Origin of the sequence: Flavobacterium caeni (genome assembly GCF_900101895.1) — a bacterium.
In the GTDB taxonomy this organism is placed as follows: domain Bacteria; phylum Bacteroidota; class Bacteroidia; order Flavobacteriales; family Flavobacteriaceae; genus Flavobacterium; species Flavobacterium caeni.
Window position 1 is genome coordinate 363,474 of sequence record NZ_FMVF01000003.1, and the last position, 22,476, is coordinate 385,949.

At 50.5% G+C, this 22,476-nt stretch carries 15 protein-coding genes; 2 read left to right on the forward strand and 13 right to left on the reverse strand.

Annotated features, from left to right (window positions below; genetic code table 11):
* Positions 1 to 51: 51 nt before the first annotated feature.
* The 8 genes from bshA to BLP55_RS03975 all read right to left on the reverse strand — a co-directional run bounded on the left by bshA (position 52) and on the right by BLP55_RS03975 (position 9,885).
* A complete protein-coding gene (gene bshA, locus BLP55_RS03935; RefSeq protein ID WP_091141017.1) occupies positions 52 to 1,185 on the reverse strand; it encodes an N-acetyl-alpha-D-glucosaminyl L-malate synthase BshA in 1,134 nt (377 codons plus the stop codon).
* A gap of 210 nt (positions 1,186 to 1,395) precedes the next feature.
* Positions 1,396 to 4,377 carry a serine hydrolase domain-containing protein gene (locus tag BLP55_RS03945; protein WP_091141019.1) on the reverse strand — a complete coding sequence of 994 codons (2,982 nt, stop codon included), beginning with the start codon at positions 4,375 to 4,377 and terminating at the stop codon, positions 1,396 to 1,398.
* Between the two features lie 2 nt (positions 4,378 to 4,379).
* Positions 4,380 to 4,862, reverse strand: a complete 483-nt coding sequence (locus BLP55_RS03950) for an ABC transporter ATPase (protein WP_091141020.1) — start codon at positions 4,860 to 4,862, stop codon at positions 4,380 to 4,382.
* A 108-nt stretch (positions 4,863 to 4,970) separates the two neighbouring features.
* On the reverse strand, positions 4,971 to 5,759 hold the full coding sequence (locus BLP55_RS03955) for a (Fe-S)-binding protein (RefSeq protein ID WP_091141021.1): 789 nt from the start codon (positions 5,757 to 5,759) through the stop codon (positions 4,971 to 4,973).
* An 82-nt stretch (positions 5,760 to 5,841) separates the two neighbouring features.
* On the reverse strand, positions 5,842 to 6,288 hold the full coding sequence (locus BLP55_RS03960) for an LNS2 domain-containing protein (RefSeq protein WP_091141022.1): 447 nt from the start codon (positions 6,286 to 6,288) through the stop codon (positions 5,842 to 5,844).
* A 92-nt stretch (positions 6,289 to 6,380) separates the two neighbouring features.
* Complete coding sequence (locus BLP55_RS03965; protein WP_091141023.1) at positions 6,381 to 7,712, reverse strand: 4Fe-4S dicluster domain-containing protein; 1,332 nt, start codon at positions 7,710 to 7,712, stop codon at positions 6,381 to 6,383.
* Between the two features lie 12 nt (positions 7,713 to 7,724).
* Positions 7,725 to 8,681 carry an MlaD family protein gene (locus BLP55_RS03970; RefSeq protein ID WP_091141024.1) on the reverse strand — a complete coding sequence of 319 codons (957 nt, stop codon included), beginning with the start codon at positions 8,679 to 8,681 and terminating at the stop codon, positions 7,725 to 7,727.
* A 43-nt stretch (positions 8,682 to 8,724) separates the two neighbouring features.
* Positions 8,725 to 9,885 (reverse strand): N-acetylmuramoyl-L-alanine amidase, encoded by a 1,161-nt coding sequence (locus tag BLP55_RS03975; RefSeq protein ID WP_091141025.1) that lies wholly within the window; start codon positions 9,883 to 9,885, stop codon positions 8,725 to 8,727.
* Positions 9,886 to 10,069: 184 nt separating this feature from the next.
* On the opposite strand from BLP55_RS03975, the gene BLP55_RS03980 reads away from it, so the two are divergent.
* Positions 10,070 to 12,691, forward strand: a complete 2,622-nt coding sequence (locus BLP55_RS03980; protein WP_394331903.1) for a putative LPS assembly protein LptD — start codon at positions 10,070 to 10,072, stop codon at positions 12,689 to 12,691.
* A gap of 68 nt (positions 12,692 to 12,759) precedes the next feature.
* Positions 12,760 to 13,140, forward strand: a complete 381-nt coding sequence (locus BLP55_RS03985) for a RidA family protein (protein WP_091141027.1) — start codon at positions 12,760 to 12,762, stop codon at positions 13,138 to 13,140.
* Positions 13,141 to 13,979: 839 nt separating this feature from the next.
* Here the strand turns inward: BLP55_RS03985 and BLP55_RS03990 are convergent.
* The 5 genes from BLP55_RS03990 to BLP55_RS04010 all read right to left on the reverse strand — a co-directional run bounded on the left by BLP55_RS03990 (position 13,980) and on the right by BLP55_RS04010 (position 22,387).
* A complete protein-coding gene (locus BLP55_RS03990; RefSeq protein ID WP_091141028.1) occupies positions 13,980 to 14,831 on the reverse strand; it encodes a BadF/BadG/BcrA/BcrD ATPase family protein in 852 nt (283 codons plus the stop codon).
* A 218-nt stretch (positions 14,832 to 15,049) separates the two neighbouring features.
* Positions 15,050 to 16,054, reverse strand: a complete 1,005-nt coding sequence (gap, locus tag BLP55_RS03995) for a type I glyceraldehyde-3-phosphate dehydrogenase (RefSeq protein ID WP_091141029.1) — start codon at positions 16,052 to 16,054, stop codon at positions 15,050 to 15,052.
* Between the two features lie 146 nt (positions 16,055 to 16,200).
* Positions 16,201 to 17,187: a 6-phosphofructokinase gene (gene pfkA, locus BLP55_RS04000; RefSeq protein ID WP_091141030.1), complete on the reverse strand. Its 987-nt coding sequence runs from the start codon at positions 17,185 to 17,187 to the stop codon at positions 16,201 to 16,203.
* A gap of 224 nt (positions 17,188 to 17,411) precedes the next feature.
* A complete protein-coding gene (locus BLP55_RS16775) occupies positions 17,412 to 17,843 on the reverse strand; it encodes a hypothetical protein (RefSeq protein WP_139149599.1) in 432 nt (143 codons plus the stop codon).
* Entirely contained in the window at positions 17,840 to 22,387 is a 4,548-nt protein-coding gene (locus BLP55_RS04010) for a translocation/assembly module TamB domain-containing protein (RefSeq protein WP_244503409.1), read from the reverse strand. Before BLP55_RS04010 ends, BLP55_RS16775 begins: the two co-directional genes overlap by 4 nt.
* Positions 22,388 to 22,476 lie beyond the last annotated feature (89 nt).

Sequence of the window (22,476 nt, forward strand, 5' to 3'; positions counted from 1 at the left end):
CGACTTTACGACTTTACGACTTTATGACTTTACGACTTTACGACTTTTCATTTACGCATACACCCCAATCGCCTTCTGGTACAACTCCTCATACATCGGCAATATGTTCTTGATGTCGAATTTCTTGGCCGTCTCGAGCGCGTTTGCCTTGAATTGTTGTAACGTCACATCGTCCGACAATATTTTAAGCGCATTGGCCGACATCTGTTCGACATCGCCCACATTGCTCAAATAACCCGAGATCCCGTCGAAATTCACCTCGGGCAAACCACCCGAATTGGTCGAGATTACCGGTACGCCCATCGCCATGGCCTCGAGCGCGGCAAGCCCAAAACTTTCGGACTCCGACGGCAGCAAAAACAAATCGCTGTAACTCAATATTTGGTCGATCTCGTTGCTGTTGCCAAAGAAAATCACCTTGTCGAGTATCCCCAACTCGGCACACAGTAGTTCGGCTTTCTCCTTTTCTGGCCCGTCGCCTACCAGCATCAATTTGGCCGGAATTTGCTGCTGTACACGGTGAAACACCTTGATCACATCGGGGATGCGCTTGACCTTACGGAAGTTCGAAATGTGTGTCAGCACGCGTTCATGATCGTTGGCAATGCGCGAACGGTAGCACGGCGTCTTGCTCTTGTCGACTTGTTTGTCGAGTTCGATGAAATTCGGGATCACATAAATCTCGTTGGTGATGTTAAACATACGCAACGTATCGTCCTTTAAACTCTGCGAAACCGACGTCACAATATCGCTTTTGTTGATCGAAAAAGTCACCGCGGGTTTGTAGAACGGATGGTTGCCCACCAGCGTGATGTCGGTGCCGTGCAACGTGGTCACCATTGGGATGTCGATGCCTTCGTCGCGCAGCATTTGCTTGGCCATATAACCCGCGTAGGCGTGCGGAATCGCATAATGCACGTGCAACAACTCGATTTTATACAGCTTGACCATATCGACCAATTTGCTCGACAGCGCGAGTTCATACGGCTGGTAATGGAACAAAGGATATTCCGGGACGTTGACCTGGTGGTAGTGTACGTTCGGGTCTAAAACCGCGAGTCGAACGGGCTGGCTGTAGGTAATAAAGTGAACTTCGTGGCCCTTGCGCGCGAGTTCGAGTCCGAGCTCGGTAGCCACCACGCCACTACCGCCAAAAGTAGGATAGCAAACGATTGCAATTTTCATGATTGGGATTTTGTCTTACGAAATTAACAATTTATCGGCGGTTATTTTTTATTTCTTATTGTTATTATTTATGGCGTGCCGGCAGATTGTGATTTTCGTAAAGATGGAAGATTTTCGGCTGCCGTCGCGCTGTCCGCTATATCTTTTGCAGCCTTCGCTGCACTACGGCCGCAAAAGGATGCCGCTGCCATCGCTCACGCGGGCGAGTCGTCACTTCAAAATCGCCGAATAAATCAACTTCTGGATGTCCTCGCGGATGTTCTCCTTACTCAAAGTATTCACGCCCGATTCGGGATAGGTGCGGTTCGATAAAAACACATAAATCAATTCGTTTTCGGGGTCGGCCCAAGCAATCGTGCCCGTAAAACCCGTGTGTCCAAAGCTCGTCATCGGCACACAACCACAGGTTGGGCCAGCCGTTCCGGGCAGTTGCGGTTTGTCGAGCCCCAGCCCGCGTCGGTTGCCCTCGGCGCAATAGTGGCACGTATTGAACACGTCGAACGTCTCGGCCGAAAAATAACGCTTGCCGCCATAATGGCCTTTTTGCAGGAACATTTGCATCATCTTGGCCACGTCCATCGCGTTCGAGAACACGCCCGCATGCCCTGCAATGCCGCCATCCATGGCCGCGGCCATATCGTGCACATAACCGTCGATGGTCTGGTAGCGGAAATAGGTGTCGATTTCGGTAGGCGGAATCACATACCTGTTGAATTTCGCAAGCGGATTATAGGTCGTGTTGTTCATCCCCATCGGCTTAAAGAAATTGGCTTCGGAAAGCACATCGAGCGGCTGCCCTGTGGCTTTTTCGAGGTAATCGCGCAGGATGATGAACGTAAAATCGGAGTATTTGTACTCTTTTTTGGGCAACAGCTTGCTGTCGATGATTTTCTTCATGATTGTGTCATGGTAGTCGTTGCGGATGAACAAACTGTCGGCCACCTGGCGCGAGAACCTGCTGTCGGCAATTTTCCGGTAGTACTTGTCGGACGGCTTTTTGCTGGCATCCAACGTCGATTCGTAGAACGGAATCCAAGCCTGCAACCGCGCATAGTGCGACAAAAGTTCCTTGAAATGGATCTGCGCCTTGTCCGAATCCTTGAACAACGGCAACATTTCGCCCAGCGTGGTTTCGAGCGTCACCTTTTTGCGGTCGTACTGTTGCATGACGTTCGGCAAGGTCGAAACGATTTTGGTGAGCGACGCAATGTCGTACAAATCGGAATTGGCCACCTTGGTCGGGTTGGTGTAATCGTGCGTACCATACGATTTCTGGTACACCACCTTGCCCCTGCGCGCCACGAGCACCTGAATACCGGGCGTCATCTTTTGGGCGATGGCCTTTTGTGCGATACCGTCGATTTGTGAGAGCACATAAGCGTTCATGCCTACGTTTTCGGGCGCGGTAAAACCCAAACGGTCGAGTTTTTGTGTCGTGAGCCCGTCGCCTACCTTGAAATGCGGCGCGATCGATACGGGCAATTGGCCCTTGGCATCGACGGCCCCAAAGATGATTTCGGCCGATACTTCCTGCGCAAAAGTACTGTTCTGGTACGATTGGACGACGGCTTCTATGGTCGAAAAATCGGCCACCTGCATCAGCGAATACGGCTTGGTGAACGCGTCGAGGATCACCACATGGTCTTGTGCGATCTTGGCCAGTTTTTGCAAATCCTGGTCGGCAAAAGCGTGGCTCTTCCAGGCCTTGTCTGATTTGTGGAACCCAACGATGACTTTGTTGTAATCCTTGAGCCTGACGTTCAAACTGTCGAGGTTGTCGTGGTATACCTCGGTCACATCGGCATATTTTTTCAACGTCGAAACAAACGCCGAATTCGTGTCGTCGCCCAATTTTACATAGGCAATCTTGGCGGTTTCCAGGTCCTTGATCGGCAGCAAATCGTTGTCGTTCTTGAGCACTGTGATCGCGTTTTCGTACAGTTCATACTGCAAAGCGTCGTTTTCGGTGGCGTTCAAATCGTCAAAAAGATTCGCGGTCTTGATGGGCTGGTACCGGTTGAGCCCTGCCTTGTATTTGTATTTGAGGATCTTGCGCACCGACAGCTCCAACCGTTTGTCGGTGATCGTCGAATCTTGCATGGCGGCGCAAATTTTCTCATACGCCCGCGGCACGTCTTCGGCACACAACAAAATATCGTTTCCGGCCAGGAACGCTTCCAAATCGATTTCACCCGGCTTCAAGTAATTGCTCGCGGCCTTCATGTTGAGCGCATCGGTAAACACCAGTCCGCGAAAACGCAGATGTTTTTGCAGTACGTTGGTCACGATATCGTAGGAAATAGACGACGGATAATTGGGCCTGCTTTCGAGCGACGGCACGTTCAAATGCGCCACCATCACCGATTCGAGCCCATGCCCAATAAGCTTTTTGTACGGATCGAATTCTACCTGTTCAAGCCTTTCGCGTGAATGGTTAATCAGCGGTAGCGAATAGTGCGAATCGGCCTCGGTATCGCCGTGGCCCGGAAAGTGTTTGCCCGTCGAGATGATGTGTTGCGATTGGAATCCTTTCATCATCGCCAGGGCGCTTTCGGATACGTTTTCCTTGGTTTCGCCAAACGAACGGAACCCGATGATGGGATTGATCGGATTGGTGTTGATGTCGAGCACGGGGCCAAAGTTGAACTGGATGCCCATACGGCTGGAGTGTTTGCCCATTTGGCGACCCACACGCTCGATGAGTTTTTTGTCCTTGATCGCGCCAAGGGTCATGTTCCAAGGGAAACGGTAGGTCGAATCGAGCCGCATGGCCAATCCCCATTCGCCGTCGATTGCAATGAACAACGGCACCTTGGCCTTGGATTGGTAACGGTTGGTAAGGCGCGCCTGTCGTCCCGGCCCGCCCTGAAAGAAGATGAGCCCGCCCACTTTGTAGTCGGCGACCAGCCTGTCGATGCTTTTGATGTGCGCCGAATCCTTGTTCGAATAGGCCGACACCATGAACAATTGGCCAATCTTTTCGTCGAAAGTCATTTTGTTGTAGACGCTGTCTACCCACTTGCGTTGGCCTTCGGATTCGTAAACCTGTTGGTAGATATCGAATTCGGGTTCGGTTTGCGCGACCGTGTCGGCTTGCTTTTTCAAATCGACCACAGGCTTCATCTTCTTGGACGCACAACCCAAGACGAGCGCAAACAGGGCGCAAAACGATAGGTACCGGAAGTGCTTCATGATCAAAAGAATCGGCTGTGCCAGCTGTCGGCGGCGGGAACTTCCCAACCGTCCTGCCACTCCTCTATCGTATTGACGAGGTTGTTGAACACGATGGTATTTTCGGAAACGGCTTTGTCCTTGGCCATTTTCTTGAATTCGATGAGCGGCTTGTGCGCGATGTGTTCGCCAAGCTTGAACGTGACGTTCATCTTGTCGAGCAAATCGACGCCGTATTTTTGTTCGAGCGACTGGATGAAACGCACCGAAGCATCGATCGAGCAACCCGTGGCGTTTTGCGTGTCCTGGTTGACCGCAAAAACGATGAACCTGTTGTATTTGAGCAGGTACGATGCTTCGAGCCCTGTGCCGTGTGCCGACCAATCCTCGATAAACGCGCGGGTATCGGCTTCAATTTCATTCATTTCCGCGTCGGTGAATTTGCGGTTGGATTGGTAGATCCAAATGCGCGATTCGGGCGGTAAATTTTCAAACGGGACGTACATTTATTTTTTATTCTTTATTGTTATTTTTTATTGATTCTGCAATCCGTCAAAGTTTGGATTTTGGAATTTGGAATTTGGGATTTGGGATTTGGAATTTGGAACTTCAACCTACAAGTCTTGCGCGTTGGCAATCAACTCCGCCACATCCATCACCTTAACATCGGCTTCGCGTTCCTTGGCCTTGACGCCGTCGGTCATCATTGTATTGCAGAACGGACACGCCGCCGCGATGATTTGCGGCTGGGTTTCGAGCGCGTCTTCGGTACGTTCGATGTTGACTTCCTTGTTACCGGGTTCGGCGTCCTTGAACATTTGCGCGCCGCCTGCGCCGCAACAGAGTCCGTTGGCTTTCGAACGTTTCATTTCGACGAGTTCGGCATCGAGTTTTTCGATCAAATCGCGCGGTGCTTCATAGATGTTGTTCGCGCGACCGAGGTAACACGGATCGTGGAACGTGATTTTCTTGCCTTTGAATTGTCCGCCTTCAATCGTCAATCGGCCTTCGTCCAACAGCGATTTCAAAAATTGCGTGTGGTGGATGACCTCATATTGGCCGCCCAATTGCGGATATTCGTTCTTGAGTGTATTGAAACAATGCGGACACGCCGTCACGATCTTTTTCGCTTCGTAGGCGTTCAATACCTCGATGTTCATCATGGCCTGCATCTGGAACAGGAACTCGTTCCCTGCCCTTTTGGCCGGATCGCCCGTACAGCTTTCCTCGGTACCGAGTACGGCAAACGAAACGCCCGCACGGTTTAAAATCCGTACGAACGCCTTGGTGATTTTCTTGGCGCGGTCGTCGAAACTGCCGGCACAACCCACCCAGAACAATACTTCGGGTTGTTGGCCTGTGGCGAGCATTTCGGCCATGGTCGGCACTGTCAAATTTTCCATTGTCTATATGTTAATCTGTGGATTCGTCGATTTGATGTCTCCGAATAACCGAATTACCAAATTTACAAATCCACAAACAATACTATTCGTGTTTTCCGTCGTCGAACACCTGAATGGTCACTTCCTTCTCGACCAAATCGGTAAACTTGCCGCGGTAACGCGTGGCCTTGACCAAGTGGTTGTCGATCCAATGGTAGTTGCCGCCGCGCGGTTTGCCCATGACCATCCCGTGGTATTTAAAGCCGTGCTTCTTGAGCCATATTTCGGTGTATTCGCGGTGCGCTTCGGTCCTTGAGGTAAAGAAAAAGATGATGTGTCCTTCGTCGTACCATTTGTTCAAGGTCGCGAGCGCATCGGGGTACAATTCTGCGGTAAGCATCCTTTCGGGCTCTTCGTTCGGGATGTCGTCGCAAATCGTGCCGTCGATGTCGATCAGGTAATTCTTGATGCCTTCGGGCAAGATCGGGCTGATCTTTTTGCCGTTTTCGGTTGTCTCTTGTAAGTTGTCTTCGATTTCTTCTGTTTTCATTTTCTTGGTTTTTAATGTCCGATCAAAAACCCCTTAACCTCACTTATAAGAGTATTTCCTATGGATTGATTATTATTTATTGTTATTTTTTATTAGTTCTCATTCTTCCAATTCAATCGGTCTTGTTGGCTGTATTGCCAAGGCGCGCCGTTGTTCTCCACATTGGTCATCATCGCGTTCAATGACATCGGTGCCGCGCTTTGTTCCATCACGAGATAGCGCCTCATGTCTATGATGATGGATAACGGACTGATGTTGACCGGGCATTCTTCGACGCATGCGTTGCAAGACGTACACGCCCACAATTCTTCAGGCGTAATGTAATCGTTCAGTAAAGTTTTATTGTCTGGCACGAACACACCTTTGTTCGCGTCGATGTTGCGTCCGACTTCTTCCAATCGGTCGCGCGTGTCCATCATGATCTTGCGCGGCGAGAGCTTTTTGCCCGTGATGTTGGCCGGACACGATGACGTACAGCGCCCGCACTCGGTACAGGTGTACGCGTTCATGAGTTGTACCCAATTCAAATCCTGTACGTCCTGCGCGCCGAATTTTTGCGGTACGGCATTTTCATCGGCAGGCGGCGCTGCGGCGAATGGATCGGCATTCGGGTCCATCATCAATTTTACTTCGTTGGTCACCGATTCGAGGTTGTCGAATTGGCCTTTCGGATTCAAATCTGCGTACCAGGTGTTCGGGAAAGCCAATAAAATGTGCAGGTGTTTCGAATAATACAGGTAATTCAAGAAGAACAAAATCCCGATGATGTGCATCCACCAAACCGCGCGTTCTATCATCATGACCACGCCCGAATCCATGCCGTTAAAGATCGGTTGGATGAACTGCGAAATCGGAAAAGCGCCCGCATGGTGGTAATCGCCAAAACCGAGCAATTGCAAGTGGTAATCGGCGGCGTTCATCACCAGGAAAAATACCATCAAAACCGTCTCGATGTACAAAATGTAGTTGGCATCGCTCTTTGGCCAACCCTTCAAATCGGAATGGATAAAACGCTTGAGCTTGACGATGTTGCGTCGAATTAAAAATGTAACGACGGCTACGATGACGAGCAAAGCCAGGATCTCGAACGAACCGATCAAAAAGCTGTAAAATCCACCAAGGAACGAAAATACGCGGTGCGTACCAAAAATACCGTCGATGACTATTTCGAGCACTTCGATGTTGATGATCACAAACCCGACATACACAAAAATATGCAGGATGCCCGCAACGGGACGGCGCACCATCTTGGATTGCCCGAGCGCAATGAGCGCCATGTTGTGCCAACGCGCCGACGGATTGTCGGTACGGTTTATGTCGCGCCCAAGCTTGATGTTGCGGATGAGTTTCTTGACGTTCATCGCAAAATACCCGCCGCCGAGCGCAAGCAGGATCACAAAGAAAATATTGTCCAAATAAGCCATAAGCCTTTTGTTTTATGGTTTAATCGTGTCGTTTATCGGCGCCACATAAGGCTTGTTCTTTTTGCCGAACACCGAAATGTTCACATAACGCGTCGGGTTCAGGCGTACGTCCTGCAACAACAGTTCGAGTTCGTTCGACGCCGCGGCGAGTTCCTTGTACAGTTTGTCGTCTTTCATGAGCTTGCCCATCGTGCCGTTGCCTGATTCGATGCCCGCGATGATTTTGTCGACGTTGTCGAGCGTGGCCTGCAATTTCTTGGCCGTCTTGCCCAAATCGGCTTTGTTGAGCGAATCTGAAATCGACGAAAAATCCTTCGACACTTTGTTGAAATTGGTCACGATGCCGTCGATCTTTTGCTTGTTCTCGTCGAGGATGCCGTTCAAACTGCCCGAAGCCTTGTGGAATTCTTCCATCGTGATGCGCAGTTCTGCGATGGCCTTGCGCAAGTTCGCCTTCGATTCCTTGTCGAGCACTTCGTTGACGTTACCGAGCAATTGGTCGGCATTTTTCAAAACCTTGTCCAAATCCTGCTGCAACGGCTCGAGTTTTTCGCCCACCAGCGCCGTGAGGCCCGGAATGACTTTGCCCGGCAGCACGTCACCCGATTGGGCCGGCGTTTGGTCTTCGTAATTCGGGATGATCTGGATTTGCTTGCCCGCGATAAGCCCCGGTTCGTAAAGCGCCGCGACGCTCGACTTGGAGATCGGAAAATCCGACTTGATTTGCATCTCGACCTGCAGCTTGCCCAATTTGTCCATGAATTCGATCTTCTCGACCTTGCCCACGACCAATCCGTTGATTGTCACGGCGGCCGAAGCCGAAAGCCCTTCGACATTATCGTAATGAACGTAAAAAGTGCGGTAGTTGCTGAGCAGGTCGCGCCCTTTTAGGAAACTGTAGCCCCAAATGAACAACAGTATCGACGAAATGACCAGTATGGCGGTTTTGATTTCTCTGCTGATTTTCAAAATATCGTTTTTAGCAAAAATAAGACTTTTATTCGGTTGGCGTTTACTTCAGCGCCTCCTGAATACTGATTTTTTTCCCGTCGCGAAAGGCAATCAGGTAAGCACCGGTATATCCCTTGGCCTTGGCTTCTTCCAGATTGCGTTTGGCCGTCTCGTAATCAGGTGTGCTGCCATAGGTGTATTTGTACAACGTCCCGTTGTCGGTCATGACCGATACGCCGCTCAAACCCTTGAAGTTAGACGGCGTGGTGTCGATCTTGCGTCCGACGGCCGCGATTTGCACCTTAAAGATGGTCCCGCCCGCAGGTTCTTCCTTGGGTTCTACCCTTTCGCTCGGTTTTTGGGCGACCGGCTGGGTTTCGGGTTCGGGATCTACCGGTGTCGGCTTGACTTTTTTGGATGGTTTGTCTTCGCCCGGTTCGTTCTCGGCGTTGCCGTAATACTCTTTTTTGTAGCTCGTGATGGCGTTGGCGATGGCTTTGGCCATTTCGTCCTGACCGTCCTCTGAATCGAGGTACGCGCCTTCGGCATGGTTCGAGATGAATCCCATTTCGATCAACACGCGCGGCATGTAGGCTTTGTGCAAGACCATGAACGGCGCTTGTTTTACACCGCGGTTCTTGCGCCCGTTGTCGTCTACAAAACGGTCCTGGATCTTGCTCGCGAGCGCAATCGAGTTTTCGAGGTATTCTTCCTGCATCAACGTTACGCCGAGCATGGAGCCCGGATTGCTCGGATCGAAGCCCTCGTATTTTTGCTTGTAGTCTTTCTCGAGCGTAATAACGGCGTTCTCGGCCTTGGCCACGGCCAGGTTGGACGCGTTTTTGTTGAGACCCATCACATAGGTTTCGCATCCATCGGCAGCCGTATTCTTGTTGGCATTACAGTGGATCGACACAAAGATATTGGCGTCGGCGCGGTTGGCAATGTTGGCGCGCTCGACCAAGTCGATGAACACATCGGTCTTGCGTGTATAAATGACATCGATGTTCGGGTTTTTCTCGAGTATCTTGCCCACCTTGAGCACAACGGCCAAGGCGATGTTCTTTTCGATGTGGCCATGGTAAGTGGCCCCAAAATCGTGTGCGCCGTGCCCGGCATCGAGCGCGACTTTGAATTTGGAACCGGGTTGGCTATGGGAAGAAAAGGCGACCGTAAGTGTGGCCAACAGCAGCAAACACTTGATTTTACGGAGGTTAATCATATCGACAGTTAAAGTTAATTTTAATCCAAACCCTGTGGGTTTAAAATGTATAAATGTTTATTTTTGACGGAAATTTATGCGTAAGTTTGGCGCGTCAAAAATGGGCCATATTTTTACAAAAGTAGCACTAAATCCTTTGCGTACAAACTTATTTCATATCGTTTTATCAGCATTCTTCCTAACAATGGCCGTTGGTAAAACCCATGCACAGGACACCAAGAAACAGCCCGATCCGGTAGCGCCTAAGACCCAAACAGATAGCATCGCCATCAGCCTCAAGGAAGCGCAAACCCAATTGGCCGATACCATCCCCACCGACAGCATCAAGCAAAAAAAGGCCGTCCTCGAGAGCAAGATCCGCTACAAGGCCGAGAAATACGCCAAGCTCGACCAAAAGCAAAAACTCATAACACTGTATGACAAGGCCGAATTGTATTACCAGGACATAGAATTGAAATCGGGGCTTATCGTTTTCAATTACGAAAAGAACGAAGTCTATGCCGGGCGCATCAAGGATTCTACCGGAACGCTCACGCAATACCCCGTTTTCAAGCAAGGTTCGAATGTGGTCGAGCCCGATTCGATACGGTTCAACTACAAGACCAAAAAAGCGCTGATCTGGAATTCGCGTACCGACCAGGGCGAATTCAAGGTCAAGGCCGAAATCTCCAAACGCATCAACGATTCGGTGTATTTCCTCAAAGGTGCGCGCTTTACGACGGCCAAGGACATCGAAGATCCCGAGTATTATTTCTATACGAACAAGATCAAGTATGTCCCGAAAAAGAAAGTCGTGACGGGACTCACCAACATGGTCATCGCCGACGTGCCCACGCCCATCGCTTTGCCGTTTGCGTTTTTCCCGATGACCACCGAGAACCAATCGGGGCTCATCATCCCGACCTTTGGCGACACCAACGCGCGCGGCTACTTCCTGCAAAACGGCGGTTATTACTTTTCGCTCAGCGACCACTACGATCTGGCGGTGCTTGGCGACTATTATACCAACGGCAGCTATGCGTTGCGGTTCGAGACCAACTATGCGTGGCGGTACAAGTTCAGGGGTAATTTCAACGTGCGTTTCGAGAACCAGATCAACAGCGAACGCGGCCTGCCCGATTATTCGAAGACCAAGATCTACAACATCCAATGGTCGCACTCGCAGGATGCCAAGTCGAACCCGAATTCGCGTTTCTCGGCATCGGTCAACTTGGGTAGCTCGAAATACTTCCAGCAATCGATCAACCAAGTCAATGTGGGATCGCAACTCAACAACACCTTGAGTTCCTCGATTTCATATTCCAAGACGTTCAACACCGAGCCAGTCATGAATTTGTCGTTGGCCGCGACCCATTCGCAAAACACCAACACCGAGGCCATCAACATGACCTTGCCGACGCTACAGTTCACCGTAGACCGCATCTACCCTTTTGCGCCAAAGGATGGTGCCAAGAAAGGCTTTTTCAAGAACATCAACCTGCAATACAGCCTGCGCGGCGAGAATAGATTTGCCACGACCGATTCTTTGTTTTTCAAATCAGAGATGTTCAAGGATGCGCAAACGGGCATGCAACACTCGATCCCGTTGTCGACCAACTTTAAGATTTTCAAGTATTTCAGCGCGACGGCATCGGTAAACTACAACGAGGTTTGGTACCTCAAGACCATCCGAAAGTCCTACAACACGACCACGGCACGCGACACCACTATGGAAGTCAGCGGATTCGACGCGTTCCGCACCTACAATTTCTCGTCGAGTTTGGGAACGACCATTTACGGTACGTTTAAATTCGGCGACACGAAAAAGATACAGGCCATCCGCCACGTAATGCGTCCGAATGTATCCTACAGCTACACGCCCAGTTTCGAGAAATACTACGACACCTATGCCACCGATGCCAGCGGACGAATGGATCTGCGCGAATACACGCGTTTCGAAGGCGGTATTTTTGGTGCGCCGGGCAAGGTCAATTCGAGCAGTGTCGGGTTCAGCCTGAGCAACACGTTCGAGGCCAAGGTCACGGACCGCGACAGCACCAAGACCGAGCCCAAAAAAGTCATGCTGCTCAACAACTTCAACCTTTCGACGAGCTACAACATCTCGGCCGACTCGTTGCGATGGGCGCCGTTGCGCGTGAGCGGCGGAACCAATTTGTTCAAAGACAAGATGAACATCAACTTTGGGGCAACGCTCAACCCGTATGCGCTGGACAATGCGGGCCGTACGATCGAAAAATGGAACATCGACAATGGCGGCAGTTTGTTCAGGTTGACCAGCGCCAACATGACCATCAACTACTCGCTCTCGAGCCGCGACAACGACAGCAAAAAGAACGAAAACAAGCAAGGACAGCGCAATGGCGGACGCGACGACGATTTGTTCGGGACCAACACCGACTTTAGCGATAGGCGCCAGAGCCAATTCGGAGACGACGAGGAAGAAGCCGAATTTCCGGGCTTTTTCAACGCCGAGTTGCCTTGGGACATGACCTTTGCCTACCAACTCACCTACACCAACACGCGCCGTGAAAAGTCGATTACGGGCAACTCGCTCATGGTCTCGGCCAATACCGATCTCACCCCGCGCTGGAAAGTGGGCGTCTCGACGGGTTACGACTTTGTCCAAAAAGGCGTTACGTTTACCCAGCTGCGTTTCGAACGCGACTTGCTCTCGTGGCGTATGGATTTTAACTGGACACCGTTTGGCGACAACGCTTATTGGACGTTCTTCATCGGGATCAAATCGGGCGTACTCAGCGACATCAAGTGGGAAAAACGCACCGTTCCAGACCGCGTACTCCGTTGATTCTTTATTGTTTATTGTATTTTTTATTTGCGGTTTATTCGTAAATTTCGCCTTATTCAACAACCGACATGAAACAAATCATCTACACCGATAAAGCGCCGAGCCCAATCGGCCCCTACAACCAGGCCGTACTTTTTGGTAACACGCTGTACACTTCGGGCCAAATCGCGATCGATCCGGCCACCAGCCAATTGGTGCTCGACAGCATCCCTGTACAAACAGAGTTGGTCATGAAAAACCTTTCGGCCGTATTGGCCGCCGCGGGAATGACTTTCGAGAACGTGGTCAAGACCACCATTTTCCTGACATCCATGGACGATTTTGGCCAGGTCAACGAAGTCTACGGCAGCTATTTCGACGAAAAAAACGCGCCTGCCCGTGAAACAGTAGCGGTGGCGGGGTTGCCGAAGGGCGTGAATGTGGAGATTTCGATGGTTGCGATGAAGTAGTTTTTTGGAGCTGTTTGCTTCGCCAGTTCGGCCTTCGGCCTCGGGTCCCGCTTTACACTGCAATCTTTTTAAACTTTTGCAAAGTTAAAAAGGATTTCCGTTGCAATCGGGGCTATGCTGCCGCAGGCTTTCTTTTAGCTCACCAAAATAATATTTGGTTTGGTGTTCGCTGAACCTCGCGAGCTCGGTTTGTCTTGAAACAAAAGAAACAAAAATTCAAGGCCCGCAAATCCTAAACTCAAAAACTACCTCGGTTTTCGTTCCAAACCGCTAACCGTTCGTTGTTTTGCTGGTCGCAAACAACTCAGCTCTACGTACCTGAAGCCCACTGGGCTTCCTCCTTTTAATTTCAAATGTTTATAATTTGATGGCCGCTGGCGCCCAAGGAAAGTGTCTATTTTATTTTTGGCTTGCCCGCGGCGCCAAAAATCCGCACGAGGAACGTTCGTACAAAGTTGAACGAATCGTTTCGCTTAGGACGTTCGTCGTAAAACGTCCTCGCGGGGAAAAATCTTTCGGCCACGACGATCTTCCCAGCGCGTTGGACGAACGCCCAAAGCGAAAAACGAATTTTCTATTTTCGATAAACTTTCTTCGTGAGGCTGCGCGCTTTGGTCGTGGCAGGCGGGCACCTGCGGCTTGAAGCTGGCGTTAAGAAACAAATTCTGTTTGAGGCGCAGCCGAGTTAATTTGTTTTAGCCAGCGAAAGTCAGCAGGTCGCCGAACGACCGCGCGCCAGGCATTTTTGCTACTTTTGTTGCCAGACAAAAGTAGGCCCGCCGCAGGCGAAATAAAAAAGGTTCAGCGCCAGCTGAACCTTCAAAATATCAAAAAACTAACTATTTATTAATCGAATGATACTGAATCAACCCATCAATCGGTCTACGCAAAACGTTGCCTAACTTAATGCCGTGCGACTTGAGCACTTTTTCGAGTTCTTCGCGCAAATAAAACGCGATCGAACCGATAAAATGTACCGGGACTTCTTTGTAGTTGTCGTACTGTTTGATGTACAACTCGACAAAATCTTCCATACAGGCCAGGATGATCTTTTTGCAGAAATCGTTGTCCTTGTGCTGGATCAGGAACTTGGCGAACGTGGCCAGGTAGGCATTCGGGTTGGGTTCCTTGTACAGATTGTGTTTGATGAAATCGGCTTCGAGGTTGTATTCTTTCTCGAACGCCGCGGCCAAGTCCTTTGGCATTTTGTTAAAGTAATACCCGCGAATCAAATGGCGCCCGAATTGGTTCCCGCTGCAATCGTCCATGGCAATGTAGCCCAGCGAATCTACTTTTTGGTGCAATACCGCGCCGTCAAAATAGCTGCAGTTCGACCCCGTGCCCAAAATGGCGACGATGGCCTGCTCGCCGCGTGGCGTGGTCGCGTAAACGGCCGCATAGGTGTCTTCGTGCACGCTGATGACCGCATTCGGGAAGTATTCCTGGAAGATGCTGCTCAAAAAGTTGCGCATGCGTTCGGTGCCGCAGCCCGCGCCGTAAAAATACAGGTGCGTGACGCTTTTTTTGTTGTGCGAGATGTCGAATTTGTCGTTGAGGCGCGTGACGACCTCGTCTTTGCCCAACACTTCGGGGTTGAGCCCGAGCGATTGGGTGGTGAACAGCACTTTGCCGTTGTCGTCGATCGAAATCCAGTCTGCCTTGGTGGATCCGCTGTCTACGAGTAATTTCATTTGGTTTGAGTTTGGTTGAATTAGTTTGCCGGATACGTTGGGGTTACCGGATGCCCTAGCCCCGATGGAAGCGGCATCCTTTTTTGCGCTTCTTTAGCGCGAAAAAGATATAGCGGACAGCGGGAAATTGCTCCTAACAAAACACCCGAAAAAACCAGGTGCCGTCAAATATAAAAAATAAAAATCCCGCCAAATGCCTGACGGGATTTTTAACGATATTACTTTAAACCTGCGGTATGCACGGCCAAATCGATCAATTTGCTTGAATAGCCGTACTCGTTGTCGTACCAAGAAACGAGCTTGAAAAACGTCGAATTGAGCCCGATTCCAGCCTTGGCGTCTACGACAGACGTGCGTACATCGCCTACGAAATCTTGCGAAACCACGTCGTCTTCGGTAAATCCGAGGATGTTTTTGTAGTCGGTCTCTGAAGCTTTTTTCAAGACCGCCATGATTTCTTCGTAAGTGGTTTCTTTTTGCAATTTGACGGTCAAATCGACCACAGAAACGTCTACGGTTGGTACGCGAAACGACATTCCTGTGAGTTTTCCGTTCAACGACGGGATTACTTTTCCTACGGCTTTGGCCGCACCGGTAGACGACGGGATGATGTTCACGCTGGCTGCGCGTCCGCCACGCCAGTCTTTGCGCGACGGGCCGTCGGCGGTCATTTGCGTAGAGGTGGTGGCGTGAACGGTGGTCATGAGTCCTTCTACGATACCAAAATTGTCGTGGATGACTTTGGCCAGCGGGGCCAAGCAGTTGGTTGTACAAGACGCGTTCGAAATGACGGTGTCGGTTGGCTTGACCTCGGTGTGGTTGACGCCCATGACAAACATAGGTGCATCGGCCGATGGCGCCGAAATGATGACTTTTTTCGCGCCGCCTTTAAGGTGTGCATTGGCGGTTTCGAGTGTGGTGAAGATGCCTGTACATTCGGCTACGACGTCTACCCCTACTTCGTCCCATTTGAGCGTGGCCGGGTCTTTTTCGGCTGTGGTGCGGATGTGGCGGTTGTTGACATACAATTTGCCTTCTTTGACTTCTACCGTCCCGTTGAAACGACCGTGAACCGAGTCGTATTTCAAGAGGTATGCGAGGTGTTCTACGTCGAGCAAGTCGTTGATGGCGACTACTTCTACGTTGTCCCTGTTAAAGGTTTCGCGAAACACGATGCGTCCGATTCTACCGAAACCGTTGATTCCTAATTTTACTTTTGACATTGTTTTTGTTTTTGGAAAATGAAATGGGAGATGAAATGCCTCACGATCATGGTCCTATTTCGAGTTAATATTTTATTGTTTATTTTTTATTGTTATTGTTTATTGGTCGTCCGCAGATAAAAAATAAATAATAACAATAAATAATATTACGTGGTCATGATGTCCGAAACGCGCAGCAATTCCCGGTCGATCTCAGAATGACCTTTGATGGCTTGTTCCAGCGGCGTGAGCGTGATCTTGTCGCCCAGAATCCCGACCATGTAGTTCGATTTGCCTTCGAGGATCGATTCTACCGCCTTGACGCCCAAACGGCTGGCCAGCACACGGTCAAAGCACGAAGGCGCGCCGCCGCGTTGCATATGGCCCAGCACCGAAACGCGAACGTCGTACTCGGGCATGTGGGTTTCTACATAATCCTTGAGTTCGAATACGTTCTTGCCGATCTTGTCGCCCTCGGCGATCACCACAATGCTCGATGATTTGCCCGAGGCCTTCGATTTTTTGAGCGAGTCGAGCAAACGCTCCAAGCCCAAATCTTCTTCGGGGATCAGGATTTCCTCGGCGCCTGCACCAATGCCCGCGTTGAGCGCGATGTGTCCGGCGTCGCGACCCATCACCTCTACAAAAAACAGTCGGTTGTGCGAAGAAGCGGTGTCGCGGATCTTGTCGATCACGTCTACCACGGTGTTGAGTGCGGTATCGTAGCCAAGCGTGTGGCTCGTCCCGAAAATATCGTTGTCGATGGTGCCCGGGATGCCCATGACAGGGAATCCGTAGTCTTTGTTGAAGACTTCGGCACCGGTAAAAGTTCCGTCGCCGCCAATGACCACCAGCGCCTCTACGCCTGCCTTGACCAAGTGGTCGTGGGCTTTCTTACGGCCTTCGGGTGTCATGAAATCTTTGGAACGGGCGCTTTTGAGGATCGTTCCGCCCTTGTTGACGATGTTGTTGACGCTGCGTGGTCCCATCTCCTTGAAATCGCCTTCGATCATACCTTGGTAACCGCGGTAAATACCGATACATTCGAGGTTGTGGTACGCACACGTCCTAACGACCGAGCGGATGGCGGCGTTCATTCCCGGCGAGTCTCCACCCGAGGTCAGCACACCAATCTTTTTTATCGTTTTTGACATTTATTTACAATTAAAAATGTAAATTTAGCAAACACCGTCGATTTAAAGCGTATGGTTTTTAATAGTTTGGCAAAATAAGACAAATTCAATCGTTTTCGTTGAAAAGTTTGTTTTTTTCTTGTATTTATTTGGTAACTTTTAGCGCAACGGCGACCATTTTAACCGCAAAGTGCGCTGCGTTTTTCGCAAGTACGCAACGGTTTTGACTAGCCATTTGCGCGAGCTTATTTGTTTTGCTGTTGATTTTTAACCGCAAAGTCCGCAGTGTTTTTCGCAAAGTTTGCAAAGGTTTTGACTGGACATTTGCGTGAGGTTATTTGTTTTGCGGTTGATTTTTTTACCGCAAAGTGCGCTGCGTTTTCGCAAAGGATAACTTGATGATCTTTGCCTTCCTCTTCTTCTTTACGGTTATTTGAAACCCAGTGTACCAAATGTTTCCGCAACGCATACAAAGATTTTAACTTAGCGCACTTTGCGAAACCTCTGTGTGCTTTGTGGTTAAATCTACGATATTTGCTTGATCTTCTTTCTTTCGCGGTTGATTTATCGCAGAGAATGCGGAGTTTTTCGCAGCGCTGACAAGCTTTGCGCTCTTTGCGAAACCTTTGCTTTCTTTGCGGTAAAATTCTTGGGGTAAATTTCTTCGCGGTAATCAATCTTCTTCGGGCACGGCTTCCTCGTCTTTCTTAAGGTCGCCCTTTTGCTCCTCTTTTTCCTTAGGCGTTTCGGTCTGGAAGTCGATGTAATTAGGGATTTCGGAATCGGGTACAAGCAGCGTAGGCTTGCTTTCGATTTCGATCTTCTGGCCCTTGAACAACTTGCTGATGAGCTGCGAGAACGTGTTGAAGTCTACCTCGTAATTGATACCGATGCCCTGCGTATAGCCGATGCCCTCGCCGATGTAGTTGATGTCGTTCTCGCGGTTGAACACGCGCAGGTTCATTGTCCCGTCTTCGTTGACCCGGTACTGGATCTCTACGTCGCCCACCACCGCCGATTCGTTGATCCCGCCCACGGGAACGCCCAGTTTGCCGTTGATCGTGATGCGCTCGGACACCTTGGTTGATACGGTCACACCTACCCTGCCGTCGGCTTCGGCGCCCGGGGTACGGTCGGCGGCCACCACGTCTACGCCAATCTTGATCTTGTCGTCCTGGTCGCTGAACACATCGCCAAAAATGTCGCTGAACTTCTCGTACAGGTTGTTGGTGATCGACGACTGGTTGACGCCTTCGGGGCTCAGGAATCCACCCGTAGAAAGCAGCACCAGCGCCTGCTTCTGGCGGATGTCCTTGTCGTCGAGCTTGGTCTGTATTTCAGATTTGAGCACCGAGGAAACTGTCGGGAAATTGATGTCGAAATTGGGCTCTGGACTGCTCAGGTTGCCTTTGAGACCGATGACCACTTCGGTAGGCACTTTTCTGTTGAACGATGGATTCTCGAGCAATACCGCCGGATTGGCCGTGGTGCGGTAAACCGCTTCGAGGTTCAGCACGGCGCGCATCGGATCGCCTTCCCAAGTGATCGAGCCGCCTTTCTTGACGTCAAATTTTTTGTTGATGAGCCCGCCATACCTAAAATTGTACGTTCCTTCGTAGGCCTGGAAATCGCCCCACATGTTAAAGTCGCCCAATGTATTGATCTTGAACAACAACGACCCGAATCCCTTGCCCTTCATACCGTGCCCCGAATTGCGGTCGAGGATCACCTCGATATCGGCGTCGGGCGTGATGTCGAAATCAAATTCGAGCTCTAGCCCGTTGTAGTCGCGTTTTTGCACGATGCCTTTTTTGAGGTTGTATTTCTCCTGCGCGGTGATGAAATGGATGTAGTTGCTTTCGGCCGTTCCTTCGGCGTCGTTGATCGGGATCTTGATGTGCGTGCCTTTTTCGGACTCGGCCACCACCTTAATGAACAACGCATCCACAGGGCCTTTGACCAATGCCGTGCCATTCATGAACGCCGTCCCGAAATAGGCTGCGTCCTCGCTGTCTTCGGTATCAAGCGCGAGCAAACGATCGGTGTCGATGTTCAAATCGAGCTTCCAATCGCCAAAATTATTGTGTTCGATGTGCCCGTACAAATTGCCCTTGGTCTTGTACTTGGTGTCTTCGATTTCGATGTTGCGGAACAAAAAGCGGCGCTCGGTCACATCGACCACCGCGCCCTGCTCGATCGCGTAATCGGTGTTCAGGTACGGAATGCCCATGCCCGCGTCGCGCACGAACAAGCGGCCGTTCACCGCCAAGTCGTTTGCGCTGCCACCAATGTTGGCGCGTCCCGACGCAAACCCGCGGATGTCCGACAAAACCCCGGCACCAATCGACCCGAGCACGCCCAGGTTGAAATCCTCGAAATTAAGATCCAAATCCAGGTTGGTCTTTTGGTCGGCGATCTCGACCTCGCCCTGGGCCGTAAACGATTCGACGTTTTGGTTCTCGATACTCGAATCTACGTAAAACTTGCGCAGCTTTTCGTCGCCCGCAATCGTAAGATCCATGACGCCCAATGCGACGCCGTTCAAATACAGGTTTTCGATGGTGACCTTGGCCGTGGGCTGGTACACCGCGTTGTTTTCCTTGAAATTGATCACGCCGTCCATGTGCCCGGCCATCGTAAACTTGCCCAGCGACGGCATCAGCTTGTCGAGCTCGACATCGGTAAACCGCAGCGTGAGGTCTTTTTTGTTTTTGCTTTGGAGCAAGCCCGAGAGTTCAATTTTCTGGCCCTCGTGCGACAATACCACATTGTCGATCGCAAAATTCTGAAGCGATTTGTCGAACACCACTTTGTTGTCATCGGCGTCTTGTTCGTTCAAGAACCACAGGTTTTGTTTGAATTGCAGTTCCGATTTTTGGATCCCGACGACACTCTGTTTGCTCTTGTCGATCGTATGGTACAGGTTCAGGTTGTAGAAATCCTCGGCCTTGTCGCCGCCCTTGAACTCCGTACGCAGGAACAATGTGTCCTTGGTTGTGACGTTGACGAGGCTAAAATCGGATATCTTGTACTGCTTGGTCTTGATGCTGTCGAGCGAGATATAGGCATTGTACAACGGGTTCTTGTTGTCCAGATCGATGCGGATACTGTCGAACACATTCTCGAACGCCGTGATCTTGGGTGAGCGGAAATTGAGCTTGAAATCGTTGTTGTCGGCGTTGATGCTGCCCCTGAAACTGGTGTTGTTGCCGATGTTGATGCCAGGATAAAAAATCTCGACGATCTTGTTGTAAATCTTGAAATCGAATTTGAGGAACTGCCCTTTCTTGACCTTGTTCGGCGAATAGTTGGCATACAGGCTGCCCAATGAATTCTCGACCATTTTTTGCAACTGACCGAACTCGAACTTGCCCACGATCTTGCCGTCGATGATATCGGGCGAATTGATCGAAATGGTGCGCACACGGCCTTCGTCGAACGAAGAACGCACCGTAAAGTCGTCAAAATAATAGGTGTCTTTCGAATTCTGGTACGACGTTTCGTTGATGAACACATCGCCCTGCAAATTGTCGAGCGAATTGCCCGAGATCTTCATTTGCACGTCGCCTTTAAAAATCGATACCGAATCCTTGACGAACTTCAGCTTGCTCAAATCGGCATAATCGACCTTGGTATGGAAGTCGTAGGCGTATTCTTTTTTGCTGAAATTCACCTGCCCCTCGAAATCCATGAACAGGTTCGGATCGTTGACATACACCTCGCCCTTGAAGAACGGCTTCTTGAAGCTGCCGTCTACGACGATACGGCTGTAGGTGTAATTGCGGTAGTGGATTTTGTGGATGTCGCCCGAGAAACGCGTATCGAGGTATTGCTCGGTAAAACCCTTGCCGTCTACGTCTACGTTGAGCGACACGCGGCCCACATCGGTACGCTCGAGGAAATTGCCAAGGTCGAAATTATCCATGACGATCGTACCCACATAGGTCGCATTGTCGATGTTGTCGATGTCGGTCATCGTGAGCTCGCTCTTGACGTTACCGAGCGCCGTACGCAAAAAGAAGTCGGTGTCGATGGTCTTGGCCGTGATCTCGGCACGCCCCGAAAGGTTGAAATTGCCCAGTTTGGAAAGCGACGATGGCAGTTTCTTGCCAAGCACATTGGGCAACAGCGACGTCAAATCGGCGTAGTTCGACGACACGCGCGAAAAATCGCCGTTCATGTAAAAAAACTGGTCCTGGTCTTCCTTGCCGAACAAGTTCTTGAAGTTGACGTTGCCCACGATTTGCGACCCTTTGTCGTCTTCGAGCCTGAGCTTGGTGGCCGTCAAATCGTTGAGCGTTCCGGTCACGGTCGACCGCAGCTTGAATTTTTTGTCCTTGCCCAATTCCTTGTAAAAATGCCGGATGTCGTTGCTCGACAGCAGCGCATCGTCTACACGGATGTCGAATTTCACCTTGTTGTTGAAGTCGGCGAAATCCTTGCGGTTGTAATTCAGGATCACCTGCCCCTTGACAAACGATTCCTTGGTGAGCAAATCGAGGTTCTCGAGCCTGATGTTGCGCTTGGTGTAGGCAAACTTGGCCTTGAGATCGGTCACGTACAACCCGCGGTGGTCGAGCGCGGCCATCTTCTTGATGTCCATGTTTACGTTGGGCCCAAGGATCTGGAAGTTGGCGATTTCTGAATTGATGTACCGCAAATCAAGATCTACCGGATTCGGGCGGTTCTCGTCGAGCATGATAAAGCGCGAACGCGTAAAATAGGCCTTCTCGGCTTTCATCAAAAACTTTTTGCCCGACGACGGTTCATCGGAATCGAACAACGCGACAAACCGATCGAGGTTGGTGTCCTCCTCGCCTTTGTACTGCTTGAGGTTGAAAACCAGCCCGTCCATACGGATGGTGCCGAACAGCAAATCGCCGTCGATCATTTGCTTGAGATCGAGGATGTTGGTCTTGATACGGTCGGCAAAAATAAGCGTATCCTTGTGGTGGTCACGTATCATGACGCCTTTGAGCTTGACCCCGCCAAAGATGGTCACGGCCACTTGGTCTACACGGATATCGGTCTTGAAATCTTCGTTAAGCCGGTCGGTCGCATAGGTCGCGATGCGCGTTTGTACCGAGGGCAAACTGAGCGCGATGCCCACACCCAGCAGCAACAAAATCAAAAAAAGCAGCAGCCACAACAGGACATTCCTGATTTTTCGGCCGCGGGACGGCTTCTTTTTTGGCGGGGCTGTGGTTTCGTTCGGTTCCAAAAATAATTGCGTTGGCGCGCGCAGCTGGCTAAAATTGCTTAATTTTGTGGGCCTTCCTGAGGCTCGTCAAATATAATCCAAAATTCCGT